The sequence below is a fragment of the Rhodococcus quanlei genome, assembly GCF_055231015.1.
The window spans coordinates 169,704-189,737 of sequence record NZ_JBUYWD010000012.1; the positions used below are offsets into that span (position 1 = coordinate 169,704).

Here is a 20,034-nt window from a genome sequence, read left to right on the forward strand (position 1 = left end):
ATCGAGCAACTCTGCGGTCAGCACGGTGACGACTACTCCGATTTCTGTTGGGACTTCTCGCGCTGGTGCAGCACCTTCCCGATCGTCGAATCGAGTTTGGTGCCCAGCGGCCAACCAACATAATGGCAGAGGAACAGTGAAATCTCCTTCAACTGTTCTTCGGTCAGTTCATCGTTGTGCAGGGCGGCCCCGATCTGTATCTCCGCGACGTCCACCAGACCCTGCGCCGTGAGGGCGCCAAGGAGCAACAGTCGGCGGTCGCGGATGCTCAAGCCCGGTCGTGACCAGATGTCGGCGAACAAGTGGTCCGCGGTGACGGCGAAGTGGTCGCCCGGACCGTCCTGCAACTCGAATCCGTACACCTTCGACATCATGTCGAGGCCGCGTTGACGAACATCGTCGGTCATGAATCCTTCTCCGTGTGGGTCGTGTCTGCGCTGATGGGTTTGTCGGCGCCAGCAGGGTTTTCGGTGCCGCGGCCTACTCCCAGTCCTGGCCCGAGCTTGTCGAGTGCGAGCGTCGCGAGCGGAAGATCGACGTCGAATCTCTCACCCAATCCGAGCGCAAGAGCGAGATCCTTCTCGCCCAGGTCGCGGACGTGACTGAAAATGGGGAACCAGTTGTCGCCGTCGGGGACCGGTGCAGCCGTGTCGCGCAGCATGATCGCACCGGCGCCGCCAGTGATCGCGTCGGTGTGACGCACCACCTTGCCCAGTTCGACGAGGTCGATGCCCGCCGCTTCCGCGAGACGTTGCGCTTCGGAGACTGCGGTGAACGAGACGAAGTGCAGAAGATTGCGCGCGAGTTTCATCTGTGTCCCGGCGCCCACCGGACCAGCGTGGACCACGAGTTGCGCCCAGTACCCGAACGGTTGCTGCACCTTCGCGAACGCTGCATCGGTTGCACCGACCATCACGGCCAGCTTTCCCTGATTCGCGCCGGGAGCACCGCCACTGACCGGCGCGTCCACGAACTCCACACCCTGCTTGCCGCACTGGCCGGCCAACTCTGCTGCGGTGACGTCGCTGATCGTGGAATGCACGGCGACGACGGTGCCCGGCTTTGCTCCTGCCAGGATTCCGTCCTCCCCGGTGATGACCTCGCGCACCTGCTGGTCGTTGAGCACCGTCACCGACACGACTTCCGAGTTCTCGGCCACTTCGCGGGGGCTCGATGCCAGCTTCGCGCCTTTGGTCACGAACTTCTCGGCGGCCTCCGGGCGAGTGTCGTAGACGACGAGTCCTGCGGGCCACTCGAGGAGACGCTTCGCCATGGGCGCACCCATGTTGCCGAGTCCGATGTAGCCGACTGCTCCAGCTCCGGTCATGAGCGGAAGATCTGTCCGCCGTCGACGTTGACGATCTGACCGGTGACCCAGCTCGCTTCGTCGGACAGCAAGAAGAGGCAGGCCCCCACCAGATCGTCCGGGGTACCCATTCGTTTGAGTGGCAAGGTCTTCACCATGTCGGCGACCACGTTTCCGGGGGTTACGGTGCGGGTGGCCTCGGTGTCGATCGGTCCGGGTGCGATCGCGTTGACCCGAATGTTCATCCCGCCGACCTCGTGGGCCAGTTGCTGCGTGATGCCGTTGACCCCGACCTTGGCGAGACCGTAGAACCCGGAGTACAGCCAGGCCGCAGTCGACGACTGGTTGACGATCGAGCCGCCGCCGTTCTCGTTCATGTTCGGCCACACCGCCCGCGTCACGTTGAGTGCCCCGTCGAAGTTCACGCTCATGAACTTCTTGTAGTAGTCCCAGGGGACGGTGATCAACAGATCCAGCTTCATATCGCCATAGATGGCGGCGTTGTTCACCAGATGGTCGATGCGCCCGAACCTCTCGATCGTGAACTCTGCGAGGTCCTTTGCCGACTGCTCGTCGGAGACGTCGACGTCCTTGAAAGCGGCGCTACCGCCGTCTGCTGTGATCTGCTTGGCGACCGTCTCGCCGAGTTCGGCGTTGAGGTCGGCCACCACCACATTCGCGCCCTCGGCCGCCAGGGCCTTGGCATAGATCTCGCCGATTCCCTGAGCTGCGCCGGTGACGATGGCGGTCTTGCCTTCGAAACGTCCCATGTGATTCTCCTGTGTCTATTGCGCGGGAGCCGCTGTGCTTATTGCGCGGGAGCCGCTGTGCTTATTGCGCGGGAGCCGCGACCAGCTTGGTTTCCAGGTACTCCTCGAAACCGGCCACACCCATCTCGCGGCCGATTCCGGACTGCTTGTAGCCGCCGAACGGGGCATCGGCCGAATACCAGACACCACCGTTGACGCTGAGGGTTCCGGTGCGAACGCCTGCGACCACTTTGTCGACCCGCTCGGGATCGGTGCCCCATACGGAACCGGAGAGCCCGTAGGGCGAGTCGTTGGCGATGCGCATCGCGTCGTCGTCGCCGTCGTGGGCCAGGATGACGAGGACGGGACCGAAGATTTCTTCCTGCGCCACGCGAGCATTGTTGGTCAACCCCGAAATCAGTGTGGGGGAGATGAAGAACCCTTTCTCCTTGTCGGCGGGCCGTACGCCGCCGCATTCGATGGTGCCGCCCTCCTCGACCGCCAGTTTCAGGTAGCTCTCGACGCGATCGCGTTGTTTCGCGGAGATCAGTGGCCCACAGATGGTTCCACCGTCGTTCGGGTCGCCGGCCGCCAGACCGGAGAGCGCCTGCGCTGTGGCAGCTACCGCTTCGGCGTACTTGTCACGTGGCACGAGCAGGCGAGTGGTGATGGCGCACCCCTGTCCGGCGTGGGTGGACACGGTGAACGCGGCTATCGAACAGGCGCCACCGATATCGGCGTCGTCGAGAACGATGAATGCCGACTTTCCTCCGAGCTCGAGGAACACCTTTTTGAGCGACTCGGCCGCCGACGCCATCACAGCTTTGCCGGTGGCGGTAGAGCCGGTGAAGGACACGAGGTCGACACGGGGGTCCGTGGAGAGCTGGGCGCCCAGTGCATGGTCGCTGGACGTGACGATGTTGATGACCCCCGGCGGAATATCTGTTTCCTCGGCGATGACCTTGCCGACGAGGGCTGCACACCAGGGTGTGTCCGGTGCGGGTTTGAGGATGACCGTGTTACCGGCGGCCAGTGCCGGCCCGATCTTGGCGAAGTTGATCTGGTGGGGGAAGTTCCACGGGGTGATGGCCCCGACGACGCCCACGGCCTCCTTGAGTACGCGACGGTGGGTCTTGATTCCCATCGGTGACGCGACTCCCAGATCCTGTTCCCACGAATACGAGTCGGCGAGGTCGGCGAAATAGCCGAGGTCGTCGATGGGGCCCTCGAGCTGTGGGCCGCTCGTCAGGAAGCGGGGCGCACCCACTTCGGCGATGGTGATCTCGCGGAGTTCCTCGATGTGGCCCTGCAGCGCGTCTCGCAGCTGGCGCAGGCAACGTGCGCGGAAAGCATGATCGCGCGACCACGACGTGGTGTCGAAAGCCCGGCGGGCTGCATCGATCGCCGAATCCATATCCGCCGCATTCGCGTCGGCTGCCTGGCCGATCACTTCTTCCGTTGCGGGATTCAGGGTGTCGAAGACACCGCCGGACCCGGGGACGAGCTTGCCGTCCACAAGGAGAGCGGAGACAAGGAGTGCAGAACTGTCTGTGGGGTGCAGCGTCATCGGGCACCGCCTTCATTTCTGGACATGTGTCTGGACTCTAGTATGCCCCGCGGTGGGCGGCAATGGTTTGATGGGAAGTCGATCTGTTCGGGTGGGTCTGTTCACCGACACCTCCCGCGATTTACGCTGGTAGCGGCTCGAGTCGCAAACTATTCGGTAAGGCTTCGAGAGGATTTCTCATGCATCAGAGACTGCGTCGCAGTGGAGTCCCGGCAGCGGTGGTCGGGACTTCGGCTTGCGTGATGCTGTTGTTCGCCCCGGTCGCGTCAGCCGAGCCGACCGGGCCGGTCGAGGTGACGCCGGGTCTCCTCGGTTCCATGTCGGCGGACGTCTACGCCGCAGGGTGTGAATATCAGCTGAGCGTGCCCGTGGACTCCGAGGATCCGGTGCAATTTGGGGTGAAGGAGGACGACTTCACTTGGATCGATTACGGCGACCCGGTGGACCCGGTCGACGGAGTGGCGACACTTGCGTGGACACCCGAGGTCATGGGTACGTACTCCTTGGATGCAAAACAGGACGATGGGGATTACAGCCCAGATACGACCATCGAGGTGAACATGGCCGCGGTGGGCGCCGGTCAGCTGTGCTTCCCGATGCCAGGATGATCAGCCGTCCTGATTCCTGACAACCGGCTGCCTGAGGATGGTGCGTAGCTTTTCGGGTGCGACCTTGCGGAAATCGCTGAGGTAGACCTCGTGATGTCTGCCGTCCATCCGCAGGTCGTGGTCGGGAATGAACTGGTGATGTAGTTCCGCCAGCACCTCTGCTTCGTCGTCGAACGATCCAACGTGCAGAGTCTGCACGCACAGGTCTTCGGACAACGTCTCGAAGCGAACGTCGTCGAGACGTGCGGGCCGATTCTTGGCCGCGATGCGCTCGACGGTGTCCGCGAACATGGCGTGGTCGATCCAGTCGGGGACCATGATCATCATGGTCCAGTCCCACTGTGATTTGTCGCGGGCAACGGTGAAGGAGTTCATGTCCTTGGCCCACCACAGTCCTTCCAGCGGCGGGACCACATAGTCCCGGCCGAGGTCACGTTTGCTGGCGAATTTCAGCTTGTACGCAACCGGGTAGAGCGCTTCGAGAGCGTCGACATAAGCAGGTGACGTGTTCGGGTCGCCGTGCCCGTCGATCATCAGGTATTGCATGACGGGCACTTCCACCACCCGGAACTGACCACACCGTGCCCGGTAGGCGTCGAGAGTTTTCTTGAAATCAATCTTGTCTGGCATCGGATACCTGTACCTCTGGTCTGTCTGGGCCATATTAGGTATCACGTCCGTCCTGTAATGGTGATGTCAGGAAATCCCTCGTGGTGCTCGTAGAGATCGGAGGCATGATGGCGAAGTCCGGTGCGCTCGGCGGGCGTGGTGCAGTGGTGACGGGTTCGAGCAGGGGTATCGGTCGCGCAGTGGCGCGCGCCCTCACTGCGGAAGGTGCGTCCGTGGTGGTCAACGGACGAGAAGCCGACGCAGTGGAGGCTGTCGTGACCGAGATCGAGGCGACGGGTGGGCAGGCTGTGGGGGTTGTCGGCGCGGCTGCGGACGAATCGGTGGCAGAGCATCTGGTGGATACCTGCACAGCCGAATTCGGGTCGCTCGACGTTCTCGTGAACTGTGCCGGCGTGAGCGAACCCGCCGGCTCGTCGATCCTCACGATTGCGACGGACGAGTGGCATTCACTCATCGACGCGCACCTGAACACGGCATTCTTCACCAGCAGGGCCGCCGCGCGCGTGATGGCGAAGCGAGGGGCGGGTTCCATCGTGAACACGAGCTCGTTCGCGTTCCTCGGTGACTACGGCGGGACCGGCTACCCTGCAGGGAAAGGTGCAGTGAACAGCCTGACCATGGCGATCGCAGCTGAACTGAAGAGTAGTGGAGTGCGAGCCAATGTGGTGTGTCCGGGCGCGAAGACGCGGCTGTCGGAAGGCAGTGAGTACGCCTCGCACATCGAGAATCTGCACAGGCGAGGGATGCTCGACGATGCAACTCGCCACGGCGCGCTCAATCCCGCTCCGCCCGAGTACGTCGCCCAGCTCTACGCGTTCCTCGCGAGTGATCGCGCATCGGATATCACCGGGCAGATCCTCACTGGATCGGGGTGTTTCCTCGGGAGTTTCGAGCGGCAGAACCCGACCTTGCTGGCGTATCGCGATCACGACACGAACCCGCCGTGGACTCTCGAGGAGATTGGAACTGCCCTCAGCCGGCGATGATTCCGACCGAGTGCAGGGCGCCGTCCCGCACGGCGGTGTAAATGGAGTCCGCATCCATTTCGCCGCCCAGGAAGTCGGTGGCCTCGAGTATGGCGAATCCGTGAAGGGCAGCGAAGATGGCGACCGCTGCCGGTAGCGCGGCGTCCTGCTCGAGTCCGCACGAGCGGAGCATCGCCGTGAGGGCGACGTTGCCGTCGAGTGCCGCGAGTACGAAGGCGTTTCGATCGGCTGGGGTGGCAGTCAACTCGCGGTAGCGCCGAGGATGTTCGGCCGCGAACCGGCGGTGCGCGTCCGCAAGGGCGTGCATGCCGTCGAGTCCGGACCGTCCCATGGCGGCCTCGCGAAGGTCGCGCCCAAGCTCGTGCATTGTGCGGATCTGCACTTCGCCGCGTACGTCGTCGAGATTCTTGACGTGGTTGTACAGCGACGCGACAGCAACTCCGACCTGGGCGGACAGGTTCGTCATCGACAGCTGTTCGCTGCCGTGGTCGTCGATGATCGCGACGGCGGCGTCGGTGATCTTCGTGCGGCTCAATGTGCGTGTCCGCCGCCGAGGCGAATTGGTGCTGCCAGCCGTCATTCGGTCAGTATATCTGCTTTCCAACTAAACGAATGTGTGTAGTTTATAAGGAAGTTCCCTCACTCGACTGGAAGCGGATCGATGAACACCTCCGCATTGCGCGCATCCGGCACGCGACCCGATCTGAAGAACCCCGACGTCTACGCCGAGGGGGTGCCACATCAGTTCTTCGACGAACTGCGAAAGTCGCGCCCTGTCTACTGGCAGCCCGAAACCGAAGGCACGGGATTCTGGGCGGTCACACGGCACGAGGATGTTGTTGCAGTTTCCCGTGATATCGAGACCTTTTCCTGCTCCGCAGGTACCACACAGGTCGACGATTTCGACGAGGAGACCAAGGCAAAGCAGGCTGCGATGCTCATCAACCTCGATCCGCCCGACCACACCCGGTTGAGGAAACTCGTCAGCCGTGGGTTTACTCCGAAGGTGGTCGCGAGCCTCGAAGGTCACATCCGGCAAATTTGTAGTCAGCTTGTGGACTCACTCGTGCAGAAGGGGGAGGTCGAGTTCGTATCCGAGGCGGCCGCCCCGCTACCGCTCGAAGTGATCGCAGCGTTGCTCGGTGCTCCCAGGGAAGACATCGGCAAACTCTACGACTGGTCCAATCGAATGATCGGATTCGACGATCCCGATTTCGCGACCACACAGAGCGATGGTGAGATGGCCGCCGCCGAGATCTTCATGTATGCCAATGATCTTGCTGCACAGCGACGCCTCGAGCCCAAAGACGACATCATCACCGCCCTGGTTGCGAAAGACGAGGATGGTGATGTTCTCACTGAGATGGAGCTCGACATGTTCTTCGTGCTCCTGGTGGTTGCCGGAAACGAGACATCGCGGAACGCCACGGCCGGCGGCATGCAGGCATTCATAGACCACCCCGAGCAGTGGCGTCGGCTTCAGGAGGACCCGGACCTCATCGGCAAGGCCGTCGACGAGATTCTGCGCTGGGTCAGCCCGGTTATGGATTTTCGTCGCACCGCGACCCGGGACACCTACATCGGGGAGCAACAAGTGAAGGCGGGAGACAAGGTGGTTGTCTTCTACCCGAGTGCCAACCGGGACGAGTCGGTGTTCGTCGACCCATACGAGTTCGATATCGAACGGAGCCCGAACTCACACCTAGCGTTTGGTGGAGGTGGGGCCCACTATTGCCTGGGCGTGCATCTGGCGCGGCTCGAGTTGAAGGTTCTCTTCGAGACCATGGCCGAACGAATCGACAAGGTGGAGCCGATCGGACCGGTCCGGCGTCTGCGATCGAACTTCATCAACGGCATCAAGGAGATGCCGGTTCGGATCCACCCTCGTTGAGGTGCCTGTCCTGCAGCCACGCCTTGCCGCGTCTGGCGGAAGCCTGAGCGAGCCACGCGTCCTGGATGATCTCGATCAGCTCGTCACGATCGATTTCGCGCTGCCTGCGGCTGCCGGACCCTCCGAATTCGTCATGTGTCCAGTCTATGGGTTGTGCCTGCTCGCAGGTGATTGCACAAGCCGATCTCTTCGGCATGACGGGTTCCCGATTTCGTTGCCAACCATCGACTGCTGTAGTAGCGTCCAGACACGTGTCCAGTAAAGTGAATTTCGAGTCCACCCGCCGTCGTCTGACCGAAAAGCAGGCCGATACCGTCGACCGTCTGACCAAGGCTGCGGTAGAGGTACTGCGGGCCGAAGGGGGATTCGCTGGACTCACCGTTCGATCAGTCGCGAGTATCGCGGGAGTGGCGCCCGCGACGGCATACACCTACTTCTCGTCGAAGGAGCACCTCGTGGCCGAGGTGTTCTGGCGTCGATTGGCCGCATCGACCCCACCCGCGAACGACAGTTCGGACCGCACAGCTCGCGTTGTTGCAGTCCTCCGTGACACAGCGCTGCTGATGGCGGACGAGCCGGAGCTCGCCGGCGCGGTCACGAGCGCACTGCTCGGCCGGGATCCGGACGTGGAGCATCTACGCGGCCGGATCGGGTTGGAGATACGCAGGCGTCTGTCCGAGGCGCTCGGCCCGGACAGTGATCCCGACGTTCTCGAGGCGCTGGAGTTTCTCTATTCCGGAGGGTTGGTGCGGGCAGGCATGGGCTACGGCACGTACGAGAAATTCGCCGACCGACTGGAAACATCAGCCAAACTGATATTGGAGTAATCGTGATGACAGCAGCGTCCCTGACGTTCAATCCGTACGACTACGACTTTCACGACGATCCGTATGCGATGTACCGCCAACTCCGCGAGGAGTCGCCGCTGTACTACAACCCGGATCTGAAATTCTGGGCATTGTCTCGCCATGCGGACGTGACGGCAGGCTTTCGTGACAGCAAGCGGTTGTCGAGCGCGAACGGGGTTTCGTTGGACCCGGCCGCGTACGGACGGCACGCGCACAAGACCATGTCGTTTCTCGCGATGGACGATCCGCGCCATATGCGCATGCGCCAGTTGGTGTCCCGCGGTTTCACGCCGCGCCGGGTGAACCAACTCGAAGGCCGGATTCTCGAGCTGGCCGACCTCTATCTCGATCCGGCGCTCGAGTCGGGCGAGTTCGACTGGATCACCGAATTCGCCGGCAAGCTACCGATGGATGTGATCTCGGAGTTGATGGGTGTGCCGGAGCCGGATCGCGCCGAGTTGCGCAGGCTCGCAGACTTGGTCGTGCATCGCGAGGACGGGGTGCTGGACGTCCCGCAGGCTGCGATGGACGCTTCACTCCAACTCGTCGTCTATTACGCGGACATGCTCGCGGAGCGACGCACGAAGCCGACCGACGACTTGACGTCGGCGCTGCTCGAAGCGGAAATCGACGGAGACCGGCTCACGGACGACGAGATCATCGGATTCATGTTCTTGATGGTCGTCGCCGGGAACGAAACCACCACGAAGCTTCTGGGCAATGCGCTGTACTGGGGCTCGAAGAACCCCGGCGAGATCCGGCCGATTCTCGATGATTCGGAGGATGTCCCCGGCTGGGTGGAGGAGACCCTGCGGTACGACACCTCCAGCCAGATCGTGGCGCGGACGGCAGCCGTCGACCTCGAGTACTACGGGCAGACCATCCCGGCGGGAGGCAAGGTGCTGATTCTCATCGGATCGGCGAACCGCGACTCCGATGCCTTCGACGACGCCGACGAGTTCCGTATCGGGCGAGACAGTTCCACCAAGATCGCCAGTTTCGGCGGCGGCACTCACTTCTGCCTCGGTGCCCATATGGCCCGCCTGGAAGCAAAGATCGCGCTCACGCGATTCGCGGAGAAGGTCCGCGAATTCGAGGTCGACGAGGCCGGTGCCGAGCGTGTTCATTCCACCAACGTCCGGGGGTTTGCGAAGCTTCCCGTGAAAGTGAAGGTGCGCGATGCCTAGATTCGAACCCAATCCCCAGCGACGCCCGGCCATCGTCAGTGGCGCCTCGTCCGGCATCGGAACGGCGACCGCATACGCCCTCGCGCAGCTCGGGCATCCAGTTGCGCTGGGTGCCCGCCGGGCCTCCGAATGCGAGGCGATAGCGGACAAGATTCGCAGCAACGGTGGCGAGGCATTCGCGCACTTCCTCGACGTGACGGATACCGACTCGGTGGACGAGTTCGTCACTGCTGCAGAGGAAACCCTCGGCGAAACGGAGATCGTGTTGTCGGGGGCGGGGGACCTGGCTTTCGGGCAGGCGCACGCGATGGACCCGGATGACTTTCTCACCCAGGTGAACGTGCACCTGGTCGGTGCGCAGCGTCTCGCGCATCGGATCGTTCCCGGCATGATCGAACGACGCCGCGGCGACGTCGTACTCATCGGTTCGGACTGCGCGGATTCTCCACGACCGCGCACCGGCGCGTACAACGCGGCGAAGACCGGGCTCGAGGCGATGGGCCGGCAGATGCGGATGGAACTGGAAGGCACCGGTGTCCGCGCGTCGATCGTGCGCCCTGGCCCGACCCAGACGGGAATGGGAATGGATACCACACCGGAGATCATCGGCCCCGTCCTCGAAGACTGGTCGAAGTGGGGGTTTGCGCGACACCCGTACTTCCTGCGTGCATCGGCCATCGCCGACGCCGTGGCGGCGACCGTGAGCGCACCGCGCGGCACCCACATCGTGTTGACCGAAGTGCAGCCCGAAGCGCCGTTGGCGTCCGATCACACCGCGAAGGACTGAAGCCATGACGATCACGAAAGCTCCCCGCGTTTCCGGCGGTCAGATGGAACACGGCCACCTCGAAGAACTGCGTACCGACCCCATTGCGCTCATGCGCCGGGTGCGGGAGGAATGCGGGAACGTCGGTGTGTTCCAACTGGCCGACCGTGATGTGGTGCTCCTGTCCGGCGCTGAGGCCAACGAGTTCTTCTTCCGCTCGAGCGACGAAGATCTCGACCAGCAGGCCGCCTATCCCTTCATGAAGCCGATCTTCGGTGACGGCGTGGTGTTCGATGCCAGTCCGGAGCGGCGCAAGGAGATGCTGCACAACCAGGCCCTGCGCGGTGAACAGATGAAGGGTCACGCAGCAACCATTGCCACCGAGGTCGAGAACATGGTCGCCAAATGGGGTGACGAGGGCGAGATCGACCTCCTCGAATTCTTCGCGGAGCTGACCATCTACACGTCGTCTGCCTGTCTGATCGGCAAGAAGTTTCGGGACCAACTCGACGGACGGTTCGCCGGCCTGTACCACGACCTGGAAAAAGGCACGGACGCACTTGCGTTCGTCGACCCGTATGCGCCTATCGAAAGCTTCCGCCGCAGGGACGAGGCGCGCGTCGAACTCGTCGCGCTCGTTCAGGAGATCATGAACGGCCGCATCGCGAATCCCCCCGAGGGAAAAGAAGATCGCGACATGCTCGACGTCCTCGTTTCCATCAAGGACGACCAGGGCCGTGAGCGTTTCAGTGCGGATGAGATCACCGGGATGTTCATCTCGATGATGTTCGCGGGCCACCACACGACGAGCGGCACCGCTGCCTGGACCCTCATCGAATTGCTGCGACATCCGGATTTCATGGAGCAGGTGGTCACCGAATTGGACGAGTTGTATGCGGACGGTTCCGATATCAGCTTCGGCGCTCTCCGGCAGATCCCCATGCTGGAGGCAGGGCTCAAGGAGACGTTGCGACTGCATCCGCCGCTTATCATCCTCCTCCGCCTCGCGCGCGGTGATTTCGAGGTTGGCGGCTACGAGATCGCCGAGAACGACCTAGTCGCCGCCACCCCTGCCGTGTCGAACCGTATCCCCGAGGACTTCCCGAACCCCGATACATTCGATCCGGGTCGGTACATCGACCCGAACCAGGAAGACATCGTCAACCGGTGGACATGGATTCCGTTCGGTGCCGGCCGCCACCGCTGTGTGGGGGCTGCATTCGCGCAGATGCAACTCAAGGCGATCTTCTCGATTCTTCTGCAGGACTGGGAGTTCGAGATGACTCAGCCCTCCGATTCCTACCGCAACGACCACAGCAAGATGGTCGTGCAACTCGCGCAGCCGTGCAAAGTCAGGTACCGGAAGCGGAGCGAGCGATGAAATGGAAAAGGAGCAAGTGATGAAGCTCGAAGCCGACTTGGATCTGTGCCAGGGGCACGCCATGTGCGAGCTCGAAGCTCCCGACGTGTTCGCGGTACCCAAGCACGGCCAGGTCGAGATCCTCGACAGCACTCCACCCGAGTCGGCTCGGGCCGAAGTGGAGAACGCTGTGCGATTCTGCCCCACCCAGGCTCTACGACTGCTCGAATCCGAAGGAGACCACTGATGCCGCAGACCACCCCGCCGTTCGATCGAGCAGAACTCGACGAAATGGTTCAGAAGTGGATCGACGAGAACAAGCGATGCGAATCCATCGGCGACTGGAAACCTTTGGCGCAGATGTACACCGAAGATGCCACATACGGCTGGAACTACGGACCCAAGGACGACTTCATGGCTGTCGGCCGGGACGAAATTCGGGACCTGGCGCTGGGGCAGGAGATGGACGGGCTCGAAGGCTGGCAGTACCCGTATCAGCAATTCGTCATCGACGAGCGGACCGGGGACTGCATCGGGTTCTGGAAGCAGACTGCAGACGAGACCCGCGAGGACGGATCGCACTATCAGGTGCACGGCATCGGTGGCAGTTGGTTCCGGTACGGCGGTGACTTCCAATGGTCCTGGCAGCGAGACTTCTTCGACTTCGGGAACGTCTCGGCACTGTTCCTCGAGATGATCACCAACGATGCGCTGTCGGACGGTATGAATGCGCGTATCCAGAGGTCGTCCGGTGGGCGGCTACCCGGATGGTATCCGGCAGGAAAGGCCCCGGTCTCGCTGTGGTGACCTCATCGTCCTTCGAAGTACTGTCCAGGTCGGAGCTTGCCGTCCTGGTCCGCGAGTTGCTGCTGTGCGGGCATCTGATCGACCGGTCCGGAATGCCGCACCTGATCGGAGCGTTCGGACGCGAGGGTATGACCGCCGTCGCGATCGAAGAATGGATGGCGGCCAGTCCCGTGTACACGAAAAGGATGCAGCGGGCACTGGACTTCGAGGGCGACGGCGTGGACACGTTGTTCAAAGGCATGCAGATCGAGATCGGTGCGCCGCCGCAGTTCATGGACTTCCGATACAGCGTGACCGACCACGATCACGGCGAATTCTCGCTCGACCATTGTGGGGCGCTGATGGATGTCGAGCCGATGGGCGACGAGTACGTCACCGCCATGTGTCACGACGTCGAGGACCCCACGTTCGATGCGACGGCCCTGGCTACCAACCCGCACGCGCAGGTGCGCCCGATTCACCGTCCACCTCGCCGACCTGCCGATCGGCACCCGCATTGTGCGTGGCGAGTCACCATCGATCCCGACAACGAGCCGCAGCCCTACCCGGAGAGGGCCACATTGCTGGGTCGTTCCGCTGCGGCCACGGTCGCACTCACCCCGATCGACGATTCCGAGGACGGCTGGGGGAACTATCGCGGATCCCTGCTCAGCGACCTGAAGTTCGAGGAGTTTTCTCGATCGGCTCTCGTGCGGATTGCGGAGGAAGTGTGTATTCAGCAGCAGTTGCTCGCGCTGGGATTCATGCTCGCCGTGCGCGAACGTTGCGACGAGGCCGAAGCGATTGCGATCGGGCGAAGGCAGCTCACCGGAATCGCAGGCCTGACATCGGAGCGTCTGCGTGACGCACTGCTTCTGCCAGACGACCTCGACGGCTTGGTCACTGTGCTGACCGTTCACCCGGCGTTGAACCCACGACAGTACGTCGATGTCGAGGTAGTCCTGGGTGACAGCGTCCGCCTCGTATTGGGACGTCGCGCCGGCGCCGATCGCGACGGCGCATGGCCGTCCTGGATCACCGTGGATCATCTCGAACCACTGGTGGCGCTGGTTCGGGGAGTGAATCCCGCATTCGATCTCCACGTCGTCGAGGATCTGCCAGAATCCCTGACAGTGGAGGTCGTCGTGAGCGAAGCGCCGTCGAAGGAGGCCCCTGAAGTGGCATTGACCCGATTCAGCACCGGCGCGGACTTCACGTTCTCCGACGATCGAAAATCGCTACCGCTCACCGTCGTTCGGGGCTGAATTCGAAGACCATTCGTCAAGGAGAGGACCCATTCGTGGCGTACAACCTGGCTGACCTGTTCGAGCATGCGGTCGATCGGATGCCCGACCGCATCGCGTTGATCGACCCCGCACGAGAGACGACTTACCGCGAACTCGAAGAACGATCCAACAAGCTCGCCCACTACTTTCTCAGTGTCGGGCTGGGGGAGGGCTCCCACATCGGCATCCACCTCCACAACGCCATCGAAACGATGGAAGCGCTCATCGCCGCGTTCAAAATTCGCGCCGTCGCCATCAACATCAACTACCGCTATACCCGCGACGAACTGCAGTACGTCTACGACAACGCGCAACTCGACGCAGTCGTCCATCACAGAATCTACGCACGTCAGATCGCGGAAGTGCTCCCCTCCCTCCCACGTATTCACACCACTGTCGTGGTCGAAGACGATCTGGGCGGCGCGGATGTCGCCAGCGACAGCACGCCTTACGAGGCCGCGCTGACCGGAATGTCCGTCGAACGGGATTTCGGTGAACGTAGCAGCGAAGACCACTTCATCATGTACACCGGTGGCACCACCGGACGTCCCAAGGGTGTGGTGTGGACGCAAGAGGGTATCTGGCGCGTACTCGGCGGAGGTCTCGACTTCTACACAGGTGAGGCGATCGAGGACGAATACCAGCAGTCGCAGGTGGGTGCCGAGGGTGAACCGGCGCGTTGGTTTGCATTGCCCCCGTTGATTCACGCCGCCGCGATGATGCCGACGTTCTCCGCACTCTTCAGTGGCAATACAGTGCTACTCGACTCCAAGTTCGACCCGGTGCGCACCTGGAAGCTCGTGGCAGAGCACAGGATGCAGATCATGATCATCACCGGTGATGCGATGGGCCGCCCTCTCATCGAAGCTTACCGGGAGATGGACGTCGATGCCTCGAGTCTGATAGTGGTGGCCTCCGGGGCGGCGCTGTTCTCGTCGGCGATCAAGGACTCCTTCCTGGAAGCATTTCCCGGACTCATCGTCTCGGATTCGATCGGATCGTCCGAAACGGGTTTCGGTGGAATCGGGTTCGCGGCAAAGGGGCAGAAGCAGGTCGGTGGACCACGGGTACCGGCAGGCCGGTACGTGATGGTCGTCGACGACGACAACAAGGTGGTGGCGCCGGGTTCGGACGTCGAGGGGTGGTTCGCGAAGGGCGGCTATGTTCCGATCGGCTACTACAACGACCCTGAGAAGACCAAGGAGATCTTCCGTGAGGTCGAGGGCAAGAAGGTCGTCGTGACAGGCGACCGGGCCCGCGTCGAGGAGGACGGCTCGATCCTGCTGTTGGGCCGCGGGAACATGGTAATCAACACCGGAGGCGAGAAGGTGTTCGCCGAGGAGGTCGAGGGCGTGGTGAAGCTCCAGCGCGACATCTACGACGCGATCGTCGTCGGGGTACCCGACGAGCGGTGGGGTCAGCGGGTTGCTGCGGTGGTGCAGCCTCGTCAGGGTGCGGATATCGACTTCGCCGACCTCGAGGCGTACACGCGGGAGAATCTGGCCGGGTACAAGATTCCGCGGCTGGTGTGGGTGGTCGACGTCGTCGAGCGCACGCCCAGCGGGAAGCCCGATTACCGCTGGGCGCACGGTATCGCCGAGAAGTCCGAGCCCACGCACGAGGTGCCCAGCAGCAAGCTCCAAAGCTGACGCCGCTGGGCGTTTCCTAGCTTTCGACCCGTTTGACGAGGCGTTCGTAACGCTGCCGAGCGGCCTGGGTGCTGCCGAGCCCCAGGCCGAAGGCAATCTCTTGCCAGGTCATCCCGCGCTGTCTGGCGACGCCGAGGAACAACGCCTCGAGTTGATCCATCTCTGCGCGGGCTCGTGGCAGGAGGCCGAGGGCGGCCATGATGTCGGCGTCGTCGACGTCCGGTTCCCCCTGCTCGGGTGCGGTGGAACCGCCCGCGAGTGCTGCCACCACGCGGATGGCGCCCAGTGGCTCGAGCATCTCCGGGTGTGACTGACGCGCGCGCTGTTCCGGTGTTGCGCCATGCCTTTCGCCGATACGGAACAGGCCGGCGTACTCGCGGTGCGCGCGTTCGCGGTCAGGGTTGGGTGGAGTGAAGGGATCTGTTGGCATACGCCCAGAGTCCCTGTAAATCACTTAGTTGTCAACTAAACGTTGTGAACAAAATATTCACAACGCTTCTGTGAGTGGTCAAGGAGCCGCTGGACTCGCTGACCACTCACAGGGGAAGTCAGGCAGGAGCGCGTACGACCAGGACCGTCCCGGGGAACTCGGCGGCGAGCTCACGGCGACTGTGCTTGACCGCTGCGGTGCCGTAACCCTTCTGACGGTGTTCGGGCGCGATCCAAATGGCGACGTCGACCTCGTGCCCCGACAGTTCACCGAAAACGAGGCCCACGCGCGCCCCATCCGCAGTGTTCTCTGCGACGAACCACGCCGCGGACTCCTCGTCGACGCGGCTGATGCCGTCGGTGCGTTCCTTCTCGATGCGGTCGTCACCCCATGGTGTGCCTGAATCGTCGGTCTGCTCGGCGCAGCGTTTGCGGAACAGATCGCAATCCTGCGGGCTGCCCGAGAACTTGCGGAGTCGGAAGTGTTCGCCGGTGCTTGCCGGACGATCGACCGCTGTCCACTGCAGTGTGGCGTCGAGGTCGTCGAGTTCGGCTTGCGTCTTGCGGCGCTCCGCCTTGGTCAGACGACGGAACTGCAGGCTCAGGACGGCATCCGCATAGGCCTCGGTCGTGTCGAGGAGTGCTGCGACGGTACGTAGGGCCTCGCCGTGATCTTCACTGTCGACGACTGCGTCCAGAACCTCGTGGCGGCGTTCGAGTGCGCGGATCAGTGCCGCGGTGAGCTCGCGGCGATCGTGGATCTGATCTTGAAGCTGTGTGCTCATGTGTGCGAATCCCTTGGTGTGAGGCCGACCGTACATGTCCATACTGCAAGACGAGAGCCGTCATGGCATCCCCTTGTTGCAACTACTGACGGGTAGGTGTTCGGCTGCTGGTGGGTTGGCAGATCACGACCGGAATCGTGCGATCCGTCCACGATTGGTAGTTGTCGAAATCCGGGTACATCGACGTCAACCGGGGCCACAATTCTTCCCGCTCCACATCGGTCGCGACGCGGGCGCTCATGCCCCGGACGTTGCGTTTGATCTGCACGGTCACGCGGGGGTCGGCCTTGATGTTGTGGTACCACATCGGATGTTTGGGCAGCCCACCCTGGGAGGCGACGAGGACGACGTTCTCGCCGGACTCGAGAAACAACAACGGGGTGGTGCGAGGTTCACCGCTCTTGCGGCCGGTGGTGGTGAGCAGGCACACGGGAAGCCCCCGCGGGAAGGCGCTGCCGACGCGCCACTTGCTGCCGAGCAATCCACCCGTCCGGCGGTATAGGGCCACATTGATTCGTGACATCCATTTCATGATGGACGCGGTTGTGGGGGAGTCGAGATGAGCCGGACGGGTGCTCACGCCGTCAGAGCCGTTCGATGATGGTGCCGGTCGACAGTGCCCCACCGGCGCACATCGTGATGAGGGCGGTCGACTTGTCGGTGCGTTCGAGTTCGTGCAGTGCGGTGGTGATCAGGCGGGATCCGGTGCTGCCCACTGGATGTCCGAGTGCCAGCGCACCGCCGTTGACGTTGACCTTGTCCATGTCGGGGTTGTGAACCGATGCCCAGGAGAGCAGGACCGACGCGAAGGCCTCGTTCACCTCGAACAGGTCGAGGTCGCCCATCTTCATCCCGCTGCGCTCGAGGACGCGCGCCGTTGCCTGCACGGGGCCGTCGAGGTGAAACTCGGGTTCGGCGCCCACCAGTGCCTGGGAGACGATGCGTGCTCGTGGCTTCAGTCCGAGCGCACGGGCCCTCTCCTCGTCCATGAGCATGACGGCGGCTGCACCGTCGGAGATCTGTGACGAGGTGCCGGCGGTGTGGATTCCGCCTTCGATGACGGGCTTCAGCTTGGCCAGGGATTCCGCCGTGGTGTCGCGCAGTCCCTGGTCGCGCGTGACGGTCAGGGTCTCGCCGGTGCGGTTGCCCTCTTTGTCGACCTCGGGTGCCGCCATCGTCAGGACCTCCCGGTCGAAGCGGCCCTCCGCCCATGCCTGCTTTGCGCGCGCCTGGGAGCGAACACCCAGGGCTTCGATGTCCTCCCGGGTGATTCTCCGGCGCTTCGCGATCCGTTCGGCAGCCTCGAATTGGTTCGGCAGGTCGACGTTCCAGTCCGCAGGGCGCCGCGGGCCGGCCGTATCGCCGACGTTCGCGCCCAGCGGAACCTGACTCATGGCTTCGATGCCGCAGGCGATTCCGATGTCGATGGTGTCGGTGGCGATGAGTCCGGCGATCAGGTGGTTGGCCTGTTGTGCGGATCCACACTGGCAATCGATGGTGGTGGCACCGGTTTGCCACGGCAGCCCGGCATGCAGCCATGCCGTTCGCGTGATGTTGTTCGACTGGGCGCCGTGCTGGGTGACGCACCCGCCGATCACCTGCTCGACCAAGGCGGGGTCGATTCCGCTGCGGGTGAGGATGCCGGTCTGCGTAGCGCCGAGGATCTCGGCGGCGTGTAGTCCGGCCAGCCAGCCTCCGCGCTTCCCGATGGGGGTGCGGACGGCCTCGACGATTACTGGTGTGCCCACGGCGGGCTCCTTTCCTGTTACTTCAAAAAGTAGAACACGTTCCTCCCTCGGGGCAAGGCCGGGGAAGTGTTCCTTTGCCAGTGCCACGGCTTGTGCTTCAATGTAAGTAGAACGTGTTCCACATCACTGAGTGATGTATGGCTTAGGGCAGGAGAGACCAGTGGCGCAGCCCAACCTTCTAGAGGGTTTCGATCCCACCGACCCGGACATCTACGAGCAGCGGTTCCCTCTCGAGGAATTCGCCGAACTGCGGAAGACCGCCCCGATCTGGTGGTGCCCGCAGCCCCCCGAGGTCGGCGGATTCCATGACGACGGATATTGGGTGGTCAGCAAGCTCGAAGACGTGAAGGAGGTGTCGCGTCGCAGCGACGTCTTCTCCACACACGAGAACACCGCGATTCCGCGGTTCGCCGACGACATTCCTCGCGAGAACATCGAGATGCAGCGTCCGATTCTCCTGTTCAAGGATGCGCCCGAACACACCAAGCTGCGCAAGCTCATCTCGCGTGGCTTCACCCCGCGGGCGATCAACGGGCTGCGTCAGGAACTGACCGAGCGTGCGGAAAAGATCGTCAAGGCCGCAGCAGAATCGGGTTCCGGTGACTTCGTCACCCAGGTGGCGTGCGAACTTCCGTTGCAGGCCATCGCCGAACTTCTCGGTGTCCCGCAGGAGGACCGCGGCAAGGTCTTCGACTGGTCCAATCAGATGACCGGATACGACGACCCGGAACTCGACATCGACCCGGTCACCGCGTCGATGGAGATCCTCGGATACGCCTACAACATGGCGGACGAGCGCAAGAAATGCCCGGCTGACGACATCGTCACCAAGTTGATCGAAGCCGACATCGACGGCGACGAGTTGTTGCCCGAAGAGTTCGGCTTCTTCGTCATCCTGCTCGCCGTCGCCGGCAACGAGACCACCCGTAACGCCATCACTCACGGCATGGTCGCGTTTCTCGACAACCCGGATCAGTGGGAGACCTTCAAGAAGGATCGCCCCAAAACCACCGCCGACGAGATCGTGCGGTGGGCAACGCCGGTCACGTCGTTCCAGCGCACCGCCCTCGAGGACACCGAACTCGGTGGTAAGCAGATCAAGAAGGGCCAGCGCGTCGTCATGCTGTACGGCTCGGCCAACTTCGACGAGGATGCCTTCGACGAACCGGAGAAGTTCGACATCACTCGCGAGGACAACCAGCACGTCGGCTTCGGCGGCACGGGTGCTCATTTCTGCATCGGTGCGAACCTGGCCCGCCTCGAGATCGATTTGATCTTCAACGCGATCGCCGACCACCTTCCTGACATCACCAGGCTCGGCGATCCGCGCCGACTTCGCTCGGGATGGCTCAACGGCATCAAGGAATTCCAGGTCGACTACAAGACGTCGGGTGGGGGCTGCCCGGTTCAGCACTGAGCGCACATACAAAGAGGGCGGCAGCAAGGTTACCCT

General features: G+C 62.9%; 22 protein-coding genes. 12 read left to right on the forward strand and 10 right to left on the reverse strand.

Annotated features, from left to right (window positions below; translation table 11 throughout):
- Nucleotides 1–32 precede the first annotated feature (32 nt).
- The 4 genes from ACZI8Q_RS11545 to ACZI8Q_RS11560 form a co-directional block, all read right to left on the reverse strand.
- Nucleotides 33–407 carry a carboxymuconolactone decarboxylase family protein gene (locus ACZI8Q_RS11545; protein WP_463373665.1) on the reverse strand — a complete coding sequence of 125 codons (375 nt, stop codon included), beginning with the start codon at nt 405–407 and terminating at the stop codon, nt 33–35.
- Nucleotides 404–1,327 carry an NAD(P)-dependent oxidoreductase gene (locus ACZI8Q_RS11550; protein WP_463373666.1) on the reverse strand — a complete coding sequence of 308 codons (924 nt, stop codon included), beginning with the start codon at nt 1,325–1,327 and terminating at the stop codon, nt 404–406. The genes ACZI8Q_RS11545 and ACZI8Q_RS11550 overlap by 4 nt, the downstream gene beginning before the upstream one ends.
- Nucleotides 1,324–2,076, reverse strand: coding sequence for an SDR family oxidoreductase (locus ACZI8Q_RS11555; protein WP_463373667.1), 753 nt, complete (start codon nt 2,074–2,076; stop codon nt 1,324–1,326). Before ACZI8Q_RS11555 ends, ACZI8Q_RS11550 begins: the two co-directional genes overlap by 4 nt.
- A 61-nt stretch (nt 2,077–2,137) precedes the next feature.
- Nucleotides 2,138–3,622, reverse strand: coding sequence for an aldehyde dehydrogenase (locus ACZI8Q_RS11560; protein WP_463373668.1), 1,485 nt, complete (start codon nt 3,620–3,622; stop codon nt 2,138–2,140).
- A 179-nt stretch (nt 3,623–3,801) separates the two neighbouring features.
- On the opposite strand from ACZI8Q_RS11560, the gene ACZI8Q_RS11565 reads away from it, so the two are divergent.
- Nucleotides 3,802–4,230, forward strand: coding sequence for a hypothetical protein (locus ACZI8Q_RS11565; RefSeq protein ID WP_463373669.1), 429 nt, complete (start codon nt 3,802–3,804; stop codon nt 4,228–4,230).
- Here the strand turns inward: ACZI8Q_RS11565 and ACZI8Q_RS11570 are convergent, their stop codons facing one another.
- Nucleotides 4,231–4,860, reverse strand: coding sequence for a GyrI-like domain-containing protein (locus ACZI8Q_RS11570; RefSeq protein WP_463373670.1), 630 nt, complete (start codon nt 4,858–4,860; stop codon nt 4,231–4,233).
- Nucleotides 4,861–4,964: 104 nt separating this feature from the next.
- Between ACZI8Q_RS11570 and ACZI8Q_RS11575 the strand changes: the two genes are divergently transcribed.
- Nucleotides 4,965–5,846, forward strand: coding sequence for an SDR family NAD(P)-dependent oxidoreductase (locus tag ACZI8Q_RS11575; protein ID WP_463373774.1), 882 nt, complete (start codon nt 4,965–4,967; stop codon nt 5,844–5,846).
- On the opposite strand, the gene ACZI8Q_RS11580 is transcribed toward ACZI8Q_RS11575, so the two are convergent.
- Entirely contained in the window at nt 5,833–6,426 is a 594-nt protein-coding gene (locus ACZI8Q_RS11580; protein WP_463373671.1) for a TetR/AcrR family transcriptional regulator, read from the reverse strand. The genes ACZI8Q_RS11575 and ACZI8Q_RS11580 overlap by 14 nt on opposite strands.
- A gap of 81 nt (nt 6,427–6,507) precedes the next feature.
- On the opposite strand from ACZI8Q_RS11580, the gene ACZI8Q_RS11585 reads away from it, so the two are divergent.
- The 9 genes from ACZI8Q_RS11585 (at nt 6,508) to ACZI8Q_RS11625 (ending at nt 15,619) form a co-directional block, all read left to right on the forward strand.
- Nucleotides 6,508–7,737 carry a cytochrome P450 gene (locus ACZI8Q_RS11585; protein WP_463373672.1) on the forward strand — a complete coding sequence of 410 codons (1,230 nt, stop codon included), beginning with the start codon at nt 6,508–6,510 and terminating at the stop codon, nt 7,735–7,737.
- Between the two features lie 263 nt (nt 7,738–8,000).
- Nucleotides 8,001–8,564, forward strand: a complete 564-nt coding sequence (locus ACZI8Q_RS11590) for a TetR/AcrR family transcriptional regulator (protein WP_463373775.1) — start codon at nt 8,001–8,003, stop codon at nt 8,562–8,564.
- Between the two features lie 5 nt (nt 8,565–8,569).
- Complete coding sequence (locus ACZI8Q_RS11595) at nt 8,570–9,772, forward strand: cytochrome P450 (protein ID WP_463373673.1); 1,203 nt, start codon at nt 8,570–8,572, stop codon at nt 9,770–9,772.
- Complete coding sequence (locus ACZI8Q_RS11600; RefSeq protein ID WP_463373674.1) at nt 9,765–10,559, forward strand: SDR family oxidoreductase; 795 nt, start codon at nt 9,765–9,767, stop codon at nt 10,557–10,559. The genes ACZI8Q_RS11595 and ACZI8Q_RS11600 overlap by 8 nt, the downstream gene beginning before the upstream one ends.
- A 4-nt stretch (nt 10,560–10,563) precedes the next feature.
- Nucleotides 10,564–11,919 carry a cytochrome P450 gene (locus tag ACZI8Q_RS11605; RefSeq protein ID WP_463373675.1) on the forward strand — a complete coding sequence of 452 codons (1,356 nt, stop codon included), beginning with the start codon at nt 10,564–10,566 and terminating at the stop codon, nt 11,917–11,919.
- Nucleotides 11,920–11,938: 19 nt separating this feature from the next.
- Nucleotides 11,939–12,145, forward strand: a complete 207-nt coding sequence (locus tag ACZI8Q_RS11610) for a ferredoxin (RefSeq protein ID WP_463373676.1) — start codon at nt 11,939–11,941, stop codon at nt 12,143–12,145.
- The gene (locus ACZI8Q_RS11615; RefSeq protein WP_463373677.1) at nt 12,145–12,705 is read left to right on the forward strand and encodes a Cif family virulence factor; all 561 of its coding nucleotides are present in this window, start codon (nt 12,145–12,147) and stop codon (nt 12,703–12,705) included. The genes ACZI8Q_RS11610 and ACZI8Q_RS11615 overlap by 1 nt, the downstream gene beginning before the upstream one ends.
- A complete protein-coding gene (locus ACZI8Q_RS11620) occupies nt 12,666–13,949 on the forward strand; it encodes a hypothetical protein (RefSeq protein WP_463373678.1) in 1,284 nt (427 codons plus the stop codon). The genes ACZI8Q_RS11615 and ACZI8Q_RS11620 overlap by 40 nt, the downstream gene beginning before the upstream one ends.
- 35 nt (nt 13,950–13,984) lie before the next feature.
- Entirely contained in the window at nt 13,985–15,619 is a 1,635-nt protein-coding gene (locus tag ACZI8Q_RS11625; protein ID WP_463373679.1) for an acyl-CoA synthetase, read from the forward strand.
- A 16-nt stretch (nt 15,620–15,635) separates the two neighbouring features.
- Here the strand turns inward: ACZI8Q_RS11625 and ACZI8Q_RS11630 are convergent, their stop codons facing one another.
- From ACZI8Q_RS11630 to ACZI8Q_RS11645, 4 genes are all read right to left on the reverse strand, one after another.
- On the reverse strand, nt 15,636–16,049 hold the full coding sequence (locus ACZI8Q_RS11630; protein ID WP_463373680.1) for a DNA-binding protein: 414 nt from the start codon (nt 16,047–16,049) through the stop codon (nt 15,636–15,638).
- Nucleotides 16,050–16,167: 118 nt separating this feature from the next.
- Nucleotides 16,168–16,833, reverse strand: coding sequence for a GNAT family N-acetyltransferase (locus ACZI8Q_RS11635; protein WP_463373681.1), 666 nt, complete (start codon nt 16,831–16,833; stop codon nt 16,168–16,170).
- A gap of 82 nt (nt 16,834–16,915) precedes the next feature.
- A complete protein-coding gene (locus ACZI8Q_RS11640) occupies nt 16,916–17,356 on the reverse strand; it encodes a nitroreductase family deazaflavin-dependent oxidoreductase (RefSeq protein WP_463373682.1) in 441 nt (146 codons plus the stop codon).
- A 61-nt stretch (nt 17,357–17,417) separates the two neighbouring features.
- A complete protein-coding gene (locus ACZI8Q_RS11645) occupies nt 17,418–18,581 on the reverse strand; it encodes a steroid 3-ketoacyl-CoA thiolase (RefSeq protein WP_463373683.1) in 1,164 nt (387 codons plus the stop codon).
- A 160-nt stretch (nt 18,582–18,741) separates the two neighbouring features.
- On the opposite strand from ACZI8Q_RS11645, the gene ACZI8Q_RS11650 reads away from it, so the two are divergent.
- A complete protein-coding gene (locus ACZI8Q_RS11650; protein ID WP_463373684.1) occupies nt 18,742–19,998 on the forward strand; it encodes a cytochrome P450 in 1,257 nt (418 codons plus the stop codon).
- Nucleotides 19,999–20,034 lie beyond the last annotated feature (36 nt).